The sequence below is a fragment of the Pseudoalteromonas ostreae genome, assembly GCF_018069805.1.
Classification (GTDB): domain Bacteria; phylum Pseudomonadota; class Gammaproteobacteria; order Enterobacterales; family Alteromonadaceae; genus Pseudoalteromonas; species Pseudoalteromonas ostreae.
Genome location: NZ_JAGPYN010000001.1, coordinates 121658 through 135665 on the forward strand (window position 1 = coordinate 121658; position 14008 = coordinate 135665).

Here is a 14008-nt window from a genome sequence, read left to right on the forward strand (position 1 = left end):
ACAATTATCAGTTGTATGTTCAATTGTGTAGGTGGGAGTATTTACATTTAGTGAATAATATTCATATTAATGTAATGTCTAGTAGCTGTTTGTATGGGGGGGCGAATACTGTTGTACAGTACGAAAATGACAAGCCCAGCAAGGGGATGCTGGGCTTGTCACTTAGTAGCAATAATGTTTAATTAGAAAAACACGCTGCCTAAGCTGCGTGTTAAAGAGGGGACGATCAAAGTGTCTCTATAACCAAAGCTTCTAAGATGCTTCATTCATTGCGTCGTTATATTCTTCGGCTAAGCTTTGTTTTTGCGCTTCGGTTAGCGCTTTTCCAGCCAGTTGAAATATTTCATGTTCTTCTTCCGCAAGATGATGATGCACCAAGTGATGAAGTTTCTTCGCGGTAACTAACCAAGCAGGTGAACTCATATTGGTTTCTTCAAGTTGTTCAATTAACTCGTCAAGCTCATGATGTTCGGCTATCCCATGACGGGCTTTTTCGTGAGTTAAATCATCAAACATTAAAGGGTTATAAAAATAACGCTCTTCAAACTTGGCATGCTCTTCTAGCTCATGTTTTAAGTTATCCATAAGCGATTGACGATTCGGTGAATCTCCATGTGTTTCAATAAGTGCATCAACCAGTGAACGTTGTTTATCGTGATCGTTACGTAGTGCTTCAAAAATATTCATGATTTATCCTTGCTTAACCTATTTACAGTTAACAGAAGCAAGTGGCGAGCCATGTTTTAAGGCATTGTTTTATATTGAAATTGAAAAAGCGAATCGCAAGAGGATATAAAAACAATGTAAAAGTTACAGGTTAAAATGAAAAAGGCCAACACTGTGGCTGGCCTTGGATAAGTCAGATTAAGTATTACTTGTTTGCGTCTTTAACCGCTTTTAGCTTAGCTGCGTGGTCAATCTCAAATGCTGGCATATCTTTGTTGCCATCAATTAAGTAATTATCCATCCAACGCATTAGACGTAAGCTGTAATCATATTGTGCAGCTACTTTACGGTTACCGTGTCCTTCACCAGGATAGTATACAAGGCGTACATCTTTGCCTTGTACTTTCATATAACGGTAAAGTTCCATTGATTGTGCTGGGTGTACGCGAGGATCATCTTTACCGTGCATAATAAGCAATGGTGTTTTTGATTGACCAGCCCAGTAAATAGGGCTGCGCTCTAGATACCACTGCCATTTATCCCATGGGTAAGAGCGGGCATGTACGAGGTTCATTTCATTGGAAATATCAGTCGTACCAAACTTTGAAAGTTGATTAGTTATGCCTACAAACATAACACTCGCTGCAAAGTGTTCAGTTAGTTTTGTTGCACCCCAGGCTGAGGCATAGCCGCCGTATGAACCACCGGTGATGCCAACACGTTTTGCATCAACTAAGCCTATTTCAACAAGATGATCTTTAAAATCAACTAGATCATCAAACTCTTTACCAGCGTAATCGTTTTGGCCTAGTTTAGAGTAATCCACACCTTTACCGGTAGAGCCGCGATAGTTAGGGTAAAACATTGCATAGCCGCGTGCGGCACCCATTTGCCCAGGACGAGAATAGTTAGTTACCCAGCCATCTTTATCATGGCTTTCAGGACCGCCGTGCACAGACATAATTAATGGATAACGTGTGCCTTCGCTGTAATCAAGCGGGTAAACCAGTACCCCATCAATCTCTACACCGTCACGGGCTTTAAGTGAAATAGTTTGTTGCTTCGCAAAACGTTTGTCATTCAACCATGAGTTTGAATCGGTTAAACGTTGTGCTTTAGAACCACGAATAATAAATACTTCATTTGGGTGCTTCGCTGTGTTGCCGCGCAGTGCTATGGTTTTATCTGAATCTGAAATGCTCAGGTTTGAAGCTATAAATTCACCTTCTTTAATTAGCTTCTTGTATTTGTTTGAACCAGCTTTAATATTCGCTACAAAGCTTTGCGTACCAACATTGGCAATAAAGTTTAGTGTATTACGTTTATTAGACCATTCAAAATCAACGATATGACCCATAAAATCAGGTAACCAGTCTGTTACTTCACCGGTTTTTGTATCCGCTAAAAATAAGCGGCCAGCGGCTGGATCGTGTTTATCTTCTGCACCCCAAATTGCGATATAACGGCCATCATGAGATAACTCAGCGCCATTAAGTTTACCTTCAGTGGCAAATGACATGGTTACTTGGTTGCTGGCAATATCAAATAAATGCCATTGTGATTTAGTGTATTTATCGTCAATCAGTGCCGTAGGCTGAGTTTTAACTAATAATTTGTCGCCTTGTGCTGCCCAGTTAACGTCGCTGACGTAATTGGCAACATTCAGGGCTTGCGGAGTTAATGGCTTGTCAGCTTTGGCTAAATCAACAATAAACAGTTGTTTATTCTTTAAGCCTAGCTCGTATACTTCTGCCATAAAACCGAGTTTTTTCAGTTCTTTTTCAGACTTATCAGCCGCTGGCATAGCTAAAATAGTAAGTTGCTTGTTATTAGGGCTTAATTGATAGCTTGAAATAGATGTGTCTTTTAGCGATAGCACTTTTTGCGCTTGACCACCATCAACCGGAATTTGGTATAAAGCAGTAAACTTGTCGTCTTCTAACTTAGCTAAAAAATAAATGGTTTTACTGTCGTTTGACCATTGAATACTCTTGATACTTACAGAGCCGGTAATGAAAGGCCGCTCAACACCTTCATCATCAACAACATAAAGCTCGCTGTAATTCGTGCCATTTTCATCTACGTATAATTCACGTGGTACAGAGCGGGTAAATGCCACAGTCTCGCCATCAGGGCTGATACTGGTTTGTAGCACAGATTGAATTTTTGGAATATCTTCAACGGTTAACGATGTGGCAGCAACCGCCAATGAGCTTGAAAGCCCAATGGCCAGTGCTAAGCTAGTTTTTAGCATGATTTTTCCTTCGCTTGTTTTATTCACTTGTTTTAATTATCGAAGGATTATAACAGCACGTACCTTAAATGTTAAAATATGCGGCTAATACGCAAGCGTTAACGATTAATGACTGTAACGTACGCCAAAATAGAAGCGTCGACCATTTTGGTAAATACCTGTTGGCGCATATTCATTGCGCTCATACAGGTAAGTGATTTCATCGGTGAGATTGATTGCTTCAATTACAAAGTCAAGCTTGTCAGATAGTTTGAAGGTAATGCTGCCGTCAAGTTGTCCAAAGTCATCCATCATGGTCTCTCCTACACCGGTGGCAAAATGAGTACGATAGTTGTAGGCCAAACGCGAACTTAACCAGTCATTTTCATAGTAACTGGTTAAATTTATTGTGTGTTTTGAAGTGCCAGGTACATAGTTATCACGCCCTGAAATGCTATCAGTGCGATCGCCATCGACAAAGGTATAGTTAGTGATCAAACCAAAACCATATATAAGCTCTTGTTGATAGCCAATTTCTACCCCTCTGATAGTACCGCCGCTGCCATTGATTGGCCTGTCAATGGTCATATCAATGCCTTCGTGTCGCTCAATAGTGCGTTTAAATTCGACAAAGGATTCAACGTCTTTGTTAAACAATGCCACAGAGAGCAGCGCGGCATCATCAAAGTACCATTCAACGCTTAGATCAAATTGATTAGCGCGATAAGGGTCTAAGTCTGGGTTGCCACCTTGGCCTTGCGCTTGGGTGACATTGTAATTAGTTGATGGCATTAAATGATTGTACTGCGGACGAGACATAACCCGCGCGGCACTGACTCGGGCAATTAAGTCCTCACTTAAATCAATGCTGATATTGGCACTTGGCAATATATCGACATAGTTTTTGTTATGCTGCTGCCAGACAAAGCTTTGTTGTTGCTCAACCGGTGAGCCAATACGTTTATAAGCACCGGCGTCTTGCTCGGTATTAACAACGCGTACCCCCAAGTTTGCTCGGTAATCATTGCCATCAAGCATTAATTTAACATAACCTGCAGTTGTGCGTTCTTGAATATCAAAACGGCTGGCTTTTTCTTCCTGTTGTACAAAGTCGATCGTTTTAAAATCTGTAGATAATGCGTTGATATCGACATAACTGTAATTTTTGAGAGTGTGTTGATCGCCAATTTCGGATAAAAATCCACTGGGGAAAGTTGCCGGGTAGTCGGCTAAGGTCCAATCAAGTTGTTGGGCTATGCCATCAAATGCGCCGTTAAATGAACGATAACGAATAAAATCACGTTGATGATCGCGGTACTTTGCGCCAACTTTTATAGCGCTGATAATAGAATGATCAATTGCGCGTTCAAAATCACCTTGCAAATAGAACTCTTGATCGTTTGAATCTTGGCTGTCGTTACGTGCTTCTGTAAGTTGCCAAGCCTGTCCATCAAGCGGGGATACATCATAGTTGGCGATTATATTTTTACGCTCAGTGGTATCAACCGTATAGGCGGTATTGGCTGAAAATTGTGAGGTGTGATCTTGCTTGGAACCGCCACCGCCTTTGGTCAAACCAATTTGGTATTGGTTTTGCCAAAGATGTGCTTGCTGACTAACAATTAAATGCACACTGCTGGTACTTATTTCGGATTCTCGCCAAATAGCTTCCATGGCAGTACTAAATGGTAAATTTTGTGCGTTTTGTTCTGGGACTGTTGAGTAGCGGGCAAAGGCGAGGGTGTTATCAATAATCTTCGCATCGCTGATATGACCGCCACGGGCAAACACACTACTGGGCTGCCATAAAAAGTTTTGGTTACTGTTATCAGCGTTAAGTACTGAATACAAAGTATTCAGTTGAATATTCCAATCTAAATTAGGTTGGTATTCAAAATTTGCGGTGGCACTGGTTAACACTCGCTGTTGCTGGAATATTGCTGAGCCACCACCACCTGGTGTCCAAACGTTTTTAATATCGCCAGTGTCGCTGTCTGTCGCTGATAAACTGCCATCGTTGTTTTGTTGAAAGTTTTGTTCATGCCAACCCCATGACTCAAGCCCATCACGACGTAATGAGCGTTGATTACGGGTAAAGGTAACTAATGCGCCAACGTCTTTGTCTAGGTTAGTCCAGTTATAAAATACGGCCAACTGTGGGTCAAATTCACCTGATAAATCATTGTATTGCACTTGTGCATTAGTAACAAACTGATTACTTTGCGTATGCAAAGGTCGTTGCGTTTTAATATTAACAGAGCCGCCTAATGAGCCTTCGTTGTGATCTGCTTGCGGGGTTTTATATACTTCTAAAGAAGATACTAGATCAGCGGGTAGCAATGTGTAATTAAAACCACGATTAGGTTGGGTTGAGATCCACCAATCCGCAGAGGCAATTGCTTGCCCATTTAAAAAAGTGCGATTTTGTTCTGGCGTGGTGCCGCGCACACCCACACGTTCCCCTTCCCCTTGGGCACGCGAGAGTGAAATGCCGGTGATGCGTTGCAGTGCTTCTGCGACATTTTTATCAGGGAATTTACCGATATCTTGCGCGGTGATGGCTTCTATGATTGACTGGCTGTCGCGCTTATCACGTAGTGATTTGATAGCGCTGTCATGAAAGCCCCTAATTTGAATTGTTTCTAATTGGTTTTGGTCTGTATCCGCGGGTGTTTTAGCACTTGAGTAAAGCGAATTGAATGCGCTGGCAATGAGCATTATGTTAACAAGTTTTTTTATTTTTATTGTCATACTCAACCCAACTAGAACAACATGAGAAAAACTAGCAGTGATAACTACCTATAAAATAAGAACACACAAATGGAGTGTGCTACTATGTACCGTATTTGCTTATAGTACGCTTTCTTGACTAATTTAACCATAGATTAACGTGTGTAAAAACAAACGATGCCAACAACCGAATTAAAACAGTTACTCCTCAACGATGTACTCGTTGACTTTGCTGCCTTAAAAGTAAAGGTAGCAGGGCGTTGGTTTGCTGTTGAAGCCAAGCAATTGGTGTTATTAAAGTTGTTACTCGAACACCAAGGCAACGCAGTATCACGCGATATAATTATGGATACACTGTGGGCCGATGTAGTCGTGAGCGACAATTCAGTCAGTCAACTAGTGACGCAACTGCGTAAAAGCCTCCATGATGATAAAAACACTGCAACGTTTATTCGTACCGTACCGCGAGTAGGCTATCAGTTAATCGCAAAGGTAAGTGATGCACCGACCTTATTAGACAAAGTGACTCCGGCTACGCCACGTACATCAGCTTTATATATTGCACTGGGTTTAATGCTCGGGGCCATAACGACACTTGTTAGCCAGTATTTACTTGCACCTACAATATCTAGTTTGAATTATGAATATCAATCACGGATCACCTCAGCACCAGGGGCTGAAGTCTTTTTACGTTATTCTCCCAATGGCCGGTATTTAGCATTTAGCCAATCCAATGATCAACAAAGCCAATTTGATTTAGCGGTGTATGATCAGCAAAGTAAGACCGTGCACAGTATTAAAAACTCAGGTTATTCAGAAGAGGCGCCGGTGTGGTCGCCAGACGGTAAATGGCTAGCTTATTTTAGGTATGATCCGCTCAGTTGCGACATTCGTGTTATTCCAGTCTCTAATGCCATTGAGACATGGCGCTTGAGCCCTGAATTTAAACTCACTCGCTGTCAGCAGCGTCATGGTCCAACCAAATTACACTGGGCTGACGACAACACTATTTACACCACACATTGGCAAGATGAACAACCCCGATTAGTCAAATACACCTTGGCATTTTCACCTACACCGACTTTATTAGAGCAGCAAATTGTAGGGGATTTTAAACCGATCACGTTTGATATTAATGAGCAGCAAAAAATGCTCATCCTCGAAAAAGATCAAGGCTGGTTTAGCGTCAGCGAAGTGGATTTAACGCAATCACTAAAACGTACTGAAATAAAGCGCAGTCGGCACAGCCATGCGCCGTTATTATTTGACAGTGAACAGGATTACTATTGGCTCGGGGATGATGCACTGCGCCGTTATGACTACCAAGGTAATGAGCAATTGGTACATCAGCCATTGGGGTTTGTCGCCGATTTAGCAATTAACCCGCAAACGGGTGATATTGCTCATGCTGAGGGGCAAGCACGGGTTAATTTGTACCAAATTGAACTCGATTTAAGTGCCGATGCCCCTAAAATTCGTAATACGATGCAACTATCGTCGTCTGCGCGCATGGACATTTTACCCGCAGTATCGCCAGACGGACAACAAAGCGCGTTTATTTCATTGCAGCGAAGAGGGATCACAGGCTTTACGCATATCGAAGTATGGCTTAAACATAAGCAGCGTAAAACCGCCAACCTAATTGCCACGTTACCCAGCGATATTACCCCAAAGTACCTGCTTTTTTCACCTAATGGTGACAATGTATTATTGGCGGATGAGCAACAAAATGTGTATTTGATCAATACCTTTTCACGTCGTCTAGTACCAATCATATCTGGTTTCGAGCAGCTCAACGGTGTGCATTGGTCAGCAGATAGTCACAGTATTTTCTATCAAGCTAGCAATCAGCAAAGTGACGATGAGCAGTTACAATGGCAAGATTGGCGCTACGATATTCAACTGATGAGCAATACTTTAGTGAAAGAGAATGTATCATTTGAGACTCTAGATGAAGAGCACCCACTTTGGCAGCTTAATAGCTCGTATTTAGAGCATGATTTACAAGTACGAACCTATTTATCGGCAGCGCTGGAGCAACAATTTCCACTGGCGCAGTTATTACCCTCTCTTGAGCTGTTTAAACCCGCGGTATTTAAACAGGGTATTTATTACGTACTGCGCCAAGGTCATCAGTTATTGTTGTATTGTTATTTAACGGATCAAAAGCGTAATGTGTTCATAAAGGAGCTCGGTGTTTATGGTTATGATATTGATATCAATCTAAATATCAGTAGTTCAGTGGATGGGAGTCAAGTGGTATTTAGTCAGGTAGATGGTATCGAAACTGATATTTTATTACACAAAGCGATTAAGGCAGGGTCGCCATAAATTGTTTAATGTTGCTTTGATCCCAATTTCGAGTGCGGGCTTCTTTTAGAGCGTTGTTGGCTAATTTTTTTGCAGCTTGGGGTTTGTTATTCGCCGCTTGAATTTTCGCTTTAAGTAATAATAATTGTGGGTGTTCACTATCATCTGCTAATGCAGAGTCTAAAGCTTGTGTGATTTGTTGTGGTGGTTTTTTTAGCTCAAAAAGTAATAAGGCCAGTTCCCGTTTAGCACTAAATAACCCTTGCGCAGCGGCCGCTTTTAGCCAAGTTAGGGCTTTATTGGGAGCATAATCGACATATTGACTGTTTAATAGCTCTCGTCCCAATCGATACTGCGCATTGGCAAAACCACTTTGAGCTGCAAGTAAAATCCAATTCAAGCCTTTTTCTCGATCAACCTTACCATATTCACCGCGTAACATATTAGCACCAATACGATATTGCGAATTGGCGTAGCCGTTGACGGCTGAGCGAAGTAATAACTCACTATTGGCGTTGGTTTGTTGCCAATGGTATTTTAATAAGCGGGTTGCATTGTATTCATCTGAACTCAGCCAATTAGCAATATAATACTGTACTAAGGCGTTACCTTGCTCTGCTGCATCAATTAAGTCAGAAATTTTCTCATTGTACTCACGTTGCTGACTTTTAAAGCTTTGCTCATATTGTTTCCCTTTATAGGTGGTGAAGTGATACAGCAAAGAACGATTATAGTAAGGCAAGGTTTGGCTATCCCCTTGATATTGCCAGCGTTTCACTGCATTGATTATAGCTTGATCAAAGGTTTTTTCTGGGTATGAATCTATGAGGGAAATATCGGTTACAGCGCCGCTTTTATCAATATCAAACTCAAGCCAAACCCATCCTTCAATGCCATTTTGATAGGCATGTTCAGGGTATTTAGGCTCAACAGTATAGCTTCGCTGTGGACTTGAATGTGGGGCAGGGCTGGCGGTTAACTCTGGGCGTAATTGTTGATCATACCATTGAAAACTCAGCTGCTTTAATAGTGCATTATAGGCATCATCAAGGGGCTGCTTATTATCACTTTGGCTGGCGATGAGCATTGCCGTATCACGGGCATCGAGCAATCCAAAATCAGCGGCTAAACTGAACCAAGCATAGGCTTGTGCTTTGTTTTTCTCAACGCCTTGGCCATGTAAATACATAACAGCAATGTTATAAATTGCATCTGCATTACCTAAATACGCGAGTTGTTGAAATTCCTGTTGTGCTTTGTTGAAGTTGCCTTGGTGGTAGTCAAGGGTTGCACTGAGTAAATCTGCTTTAGTTAAAGGCGCAAACAGCAGGCATAGCAATACTAATAAGAATTTGTAGCGACAAAATCTTGTTGTATGCTTACTGTGATCAATAACTGTGTGTGCTGACACGTATTATGCTTCGCCAATGTTGTTCGACTATATTATTCGAGTAACGTTTTTACCTATTGATTGTACTTGTTTTGTTTATTATTACTAGCGCCTTAACGCGACTTATTTATAGTACTAATATCACAAATGAAAAAAAGCAGGCAGTCAAATGACTGCCTGCTTTAAACCCCTGGGCATAGGGGCTGCCATCCTTGGCGAGAGTCGAATACCTGTGTTAGCTTGGAGTTCGACAAATGGGTAATTAAAAGTTAAAGCGCACTCCGGCAACAAAGCGACGACCATCGGCATATACACCCGTTAAGGCTTGTTGCACACCTTCTTCTTGGTAACTAAAAGTGTGTTCGTCTGTAAGGTTTATTGCCTCTAAAACAAGTGCTAAATTATCGTTTACGTTGTAGGTAAAGTTTGCATCTACTTGACCATAATCATCAACATAACCATGACCTTGGCCTGAGTTGTAACCTGTACGGAAGTTGTAGGAGATACGTGTGCTAAAGGCATCTGTTTCATAGTAAGTGCTTAAATTGACAGTGTGTTCCGAGTTACCAGGAATAATCGTATCATTACCATCGGCATCCTTTGCTTCACCATCTACAAAGGTGTAGTTAGCATTAAAACCAAAACCTTCAAGTATCTCTTGCTGATAACCTAGCTCTAAACCTTGGATACGACCTGAACGGCCGTTTGTAGGGCGGTTTACTAAGATTTCTACACCTTCGTGAATTTCAAGGTTAGGTGTTACATCTAAGAAAGATTGAATATCTTTATAAAATACAACCGCTGAGAATAAGCCTGCATCACTGAAATACCATTCAACCCCAGTATCAAACTGCGTTGCACGGTATGGGTCAATATCCGGGTTTCCGCCACTGCCTGTTTGTGTTTCAAGGTTATAAGAGGTTGAAGGAGTCATCGATGCATAATCTGGACGTGACATTACACGGGCTGCACTGAAACGCAGTAGTACATCGTCATCTAAATCAATTGCTAGATTGATACTAGGTAGAATATCAAAATAGTCGCGGTCATCATTGGTCCAAACTTCAGAGCCACTTTCTCCTACGTAAGCTGCCGTTGATTGCTGAGTTTGCACTAAACGCACCCCTAAGTTACCGCGCATACCTTCAACATCGATATCTGCTTTGATATAACCTGCAGTAATTTTTTCTTCAACTTCAAAAGTACTGGCCTTGAGTACACGGTAGTTCCAATCAAGGGCATCACCTTCGCGGCGTACTTTGTCAGAGTCTGTGATTGCATAATCACGTAACGTACCGTCTGAGTCTAGCCCTGATAAGTAATCAGATGGCATTGATAGTGAATAGTCAGCTAAATTCCAGCCTAAATCTGTGCGGTTGTCTGTGGTGTGTTTAGTATTAAAACGAGAGTGATCGCGGTATTTTAAGCCAAATTTCACTTTACTAAAGACAGCGATGTCAACTGGGCGCGTAAAATCAACTTGTAGGTAAGTTTCGTCATCTTTGGCATCATTACTGTCGTAACGTAAAAAGCCTAAATCCCAATTTTTACCATCTGCTGGATCTGCGCCATAAGTAGTACGTACATCTTCAACAGCGGATGTATCAAAGCTATGTACATAATTGCCTTCCCAGCCAACGCTGCGATCAGCTTGCGAACCACCACTGCCTTCGGTATAACCAACATGCACACTGGTCAGCCATAACTCACCTTGATAATCGGCTTTTAAATCGTACGATTTGGTTCTAATTTCTGAATTACGTACCTTGGTTTCATCTAGAATGTTATTCGCAGTTGGTGATAACCCTAAAGTCCCGCCCACTAGCATAGTACCAACTTGATCGTTCTCTATTAACGTGACGTCAGTATATTGTGAGCCACCATAACCTGGCAGCCATAGGAAGTTTTGATTTTCATTATTCGCTTCAAGAGTAGAATCAAGGGCGTTGAAGGTTAAATCGAGTTGCTCGGTAGGGCGGTACTGTACGGCTAAATTGATACCTGTACGAATACGCTCTTGTAAGAACATCGCTGAGCCACCACCGCCTGGACTGTATACATCTTTATATTCAGTACCGTCTTCTAGGGTGATATCACGCTTTGCCCAGCTCCATGATTCAATACCATCACGGCGTAGGTTACGCTGTTGGCGAACCAATGAAATAAGCGCACCGAAGGTTTCATCTTCAGTTTTAAAGTTATACATAGCAGAGAGTTGCGGGTCGGTTTCACCCGAAATTTCACTGTGCTGGGCAAGCACTGAGCCCGCAAATTTATTTGCTTCTAAATCAAGCGGTTTACGCGTTCTTACGATAACCGTACCACCAATAGAGCCTTCATCAATATCTGCTTCCGGTGACTTGTATACCTCTAACCCGGATACAATTTCAGACGGCAACATTGTATAGTTAAAACCACGGCTTGCCGCAGAGTTCGTCCACCAGTCGGCAGAGCCGACAGCTTGACCATTTAATAGTGTACGGTTTTGGCTCTCAGCGGTCCCACGGATACTTACGCGTTCACCTTCACCAAAGTTACGGCTAATTGATACACCGGTGATACGTTGTAGAGACTCTGCCACGTTTTGATCGGGGAATTTACCGATATCCTCAGCAGTTACTGCATCCACAATCGCATTTGAATAGCGCTTAGTGTTCAGTGATTTAACAACGCTGCCACGAATACCGCGAACTTGAATCACTTCAACTTCGTCCGTGCTTTTAAGTTCAGCACTGTGCGCTACCATAGGTAAGCTCAATGCCGATGTAATAAGAGATGCACTCACTGCTAGATGCAGTTTATTCATTTTTACTTTTAACATCCTCGATTCCCCTTGAATCAAAACTTTATTTTGTTGTGTCAAATGAGTCCTACCATTCGTACATATAGTCATTATTAATCGTCGAACTTGGTAAGACCGTTGTCTAAAAACAAACATTGGCGACTAAGTGATTAACTTATTACGGCCACTACGCATACAAAAATAACCGTAGCTGTTTTGTTTGTGGCTCTATTAAACGCCTTTTAAAAAATAGAGTCTTGAATCTGAGTGAATAGTTGTGAAAGTGATTAATTTGAAAGAAAATAATTATTTTTCTATTTAAAATTGTTTAATATCAACTGCTTTATTTTTGTCAGTTCTTGTTTTTTGTTTAATAAATTAAGTTTACTTAATGAGTTTTACGTTTTTAATTGTTGCAATTCACAACTAGTGGATTAAAAAGTGAAAGGTAAAAAGGTAAAAAGGTAAAAGGTGACTGGGAAATAATCAATGGCGAATACAGACCTCCCGATGGGAAAAGTAACTTCGCTAGGCTCTTTTCAATTAAGAGCCTAGAAAATTAGGTGTTTTATTGTGTTACAAACTCTTTTTCGGTGGTAGGGCGACGTTGGCGAAAATTAATCCTGCCACCAGTGACATAAATATCAGGAATGTTTGCTGACCAATGTGATCAGCGTAAACAAAATCTTGGCCTTCTATTAATGAATTTAATCCAATATAGGTTTTGCTACCAGGGACCAATACAATCAAGCCTTGCATGGCAACAATTGAGGCAGGAGCATTGGCAATACGGTTAAATAAATTGCTAAATACGCCAACTGAAAATGCACCAACAAAGGTTCCTAAGGTGTAATCCAAATACATTGCTGAGCCAATACTGGTGCCGTAAGCAATAAAGCCTGAGGCAATTGACCAAGTAGCATGTTTTAGTTTGGTTCTAAAAATAACAATTAAGCTGCTACAAAGTAGAAATATTGCCAACCATGCGGTCCATTTTGGTAATGGTTCAGGTTGCACGAAGTCAACTTGACCAAACAGCGCAAAACCGATAGCAATACCAATAAAAGCACCAAAATACAGCTTAAACAACAGCATAAAAGCATCCATCACGCGCGCTGTACCAGATACTAAGTGCCGGGCTGCAAGTTCAGCAAGCCCCAGTGCTAAGGCAAGTCCGGGGATAAATACAATAATGGCTGATAGTACAACTAAACGGATATTGATCCCGACATCTAAATGTACGCTTACAGCGCAGGCTAAAATTGCGGATATGATCGCAACTAAAGGCTCAAGCATATGAGCAACTCGTTTAGAGCGGGTTGACCACAATACAAATAGGTACACGACCAAGGTCAATAATGCAGACCAGAACACGTCATTCCAACTGGTGCCCATCAGCATCGCAAATGCACCGCCAGAAGTGGCAAATGCAATGCCAGTAACAGAGCGATTATAAGGATTGGGCATCACATAAATGGCATCAAGTTGCACATCAACTTCTTGCAAAGTCAATTCGCCATTGAGCATTTTATTGACTAAATCATCAGTATCAGCCAACGAGCCTAGATCATGATCACCAGGGTCAACACGAGCTACATGGGTATATTCGTCTTCGTGGCCGTCAGTCCAGATCACAAAAGTAACCGAGGTTGGTGACATCACAAACGAAGATTTGAGATCAAGGTAAGTGGCCACTTCCATTAAGTGGGCTTCAAGTCGATAAGCAGGGGTGCCATATTTATGTAGCATTTTGCCAAGCTTAACGATAAATTTTCGTTTTTCTGTAAACGTTGCGGTTTTCAAATCGACATTGAACCAAAGGTTAAATTGTTCAGTTAAAAAAATAGACAATATATCTAAATTTGCCTAACTTTGTGGCGGCGATTGTAAACACAAA

At 41.5% G+C, this 14008-nt stretch carries 7 protein-coding genes; 1 reads left to right on the forward strand and 6 read right to left on the reverse strand.

Annotation, left to right across the window (positions count from 1 at the left end; genetic code table 11):
• Positions 1 to 252 precede the first annotated feature (252 nt).
• The 3 genes from J7338_RS00505 to J7338_RS00515 form a co-directional block, all read right to left on the reverse strand.
• Positions 253 to 687, reverse strand: coding sequence for a hemerythrin domain-containing protein (locus tag J7338_RS00505; RefSeq protein ID WP_210794582.1), 435 nt, complete (start codon positions 685 to 687; stop codon positions 253 to 255).
• 184 nt (positions 688 to 871) lie between these two features.
• Entirely contained in the window at positions 872 to 2920 is a 2049-nt protein-coding gene (locus tag J7338_RS00510) for a S9 family peptidase (protein WP_210794584.1), read from the reverse strand.
• A 105-nt stretch (positions 2921 to 3025) separates the two neighbouring features.
• Entirely contained in the window at positions 3026 to 5650 is a 2625-nt protein-coding gene (locus J7338_RS00515) for a TonB-dependent receptor (RefSeq protein WP_210794586.1), read from the reverse strand.
• A gap of 156 nt (positions 5651 to 5806) precedes the next feature.
• On the opposite strand from J7338_RS00515, the gene J7338_RS00520 reads away from it, so the two are divergent.
• The gene (locus J7338_RS00520; RefSeq protein ID WP_210794588.1) at positions 5807 to 7960 is read left to right on the forward strand and encodes a winged helix-turn-helix domain-containing protein; all 2154 of its coding nucleotides are present in this window, start codon (positions 5807 to 5809) and stop codon (positions 7958 to 7960) included.
• Here J7338_RS00520 and J7338_RS00525 read toward each other — a convergent pair.
• From J7338_RS00525 to J7338_RS00535, 3 genes are all read right to left on the reverse strand, one after another.
• Positions 7941 to 9350 (reverse strand): TonB family protein, encoded by a 1410-nt coding sequence (locus J7338_RS00525; RefSeq protein ID WP_275074598.1) that lies wholly within the window; start codon positions 9348 to 9350, stop codon positions 7941 to 7943. The two genes, J7338_RS00520 and J7338_RS00525, sit on opposite strands and share 20 nt — an antisense overlap.
• 241 nt (positions 9351 to 9591) lie before the next feature.
• Complete coding sequence (locus J7338_RS00530) at positions 9592 to 12150, reverse strand: TonB-dependent receptor (RefSeq protein WP_210794590.1); 2559 nt, start codon at positions 12148 to 12150, stop codon at positions 9592 to 9594.
• 537 nt (positions 12151 to 12687) lie between these two features.
• Complete coding sequence (locus J7338_RS00535; RefSeq protein WP_210794870.1) at positions 12688 to 13914, reverse strand: threonine/serine exporter family protein; 1227 nt, start codon at positions 13912 to 13914, stop codon at positions 12688 to 12690.
• Positions 13915 to 14008: the final 94 nt, after the last annotated feature.

Bases quoted from the DNA above. Each gene is read 5' to 3' on its own strand.
- J7338_RS00515 (WP_210794586.1), bottom strand. From the start codon at position 5,650: ATGACAATAAAAATAAAAAAACTTGTTAACATAATGCTCATTGCCAGC.
- J7338_RS00510 (WP_210794584.1), bottom strand. From the start codon at position 2,920: ATGCTAAAAACTAGCTTAGCACTGGCCATTGGGCTTTCAAGCTCATTG.
- J7338_RS00520 (WP_210794588.1), top strand. From the start codon at position 5,807: ATGCCAACAACCGAATTAAAACAGTTACTCCTCAACGATGTACTCGTT.
- J7338_RS00505 (WP_210794582.1), bottom strand. From the start codon at position 687: ATGAATATTTTTGAAGCACTACGTAACGATCACGATAAACAACGTTCA.
- J7338_RS00530 (WP_210794590.1), bottom strand. From the start codon at position 12,150: ATGTTAAAAGTAAAAATGAATAAACTGCATCTAGCAGTGAGTGCATCT.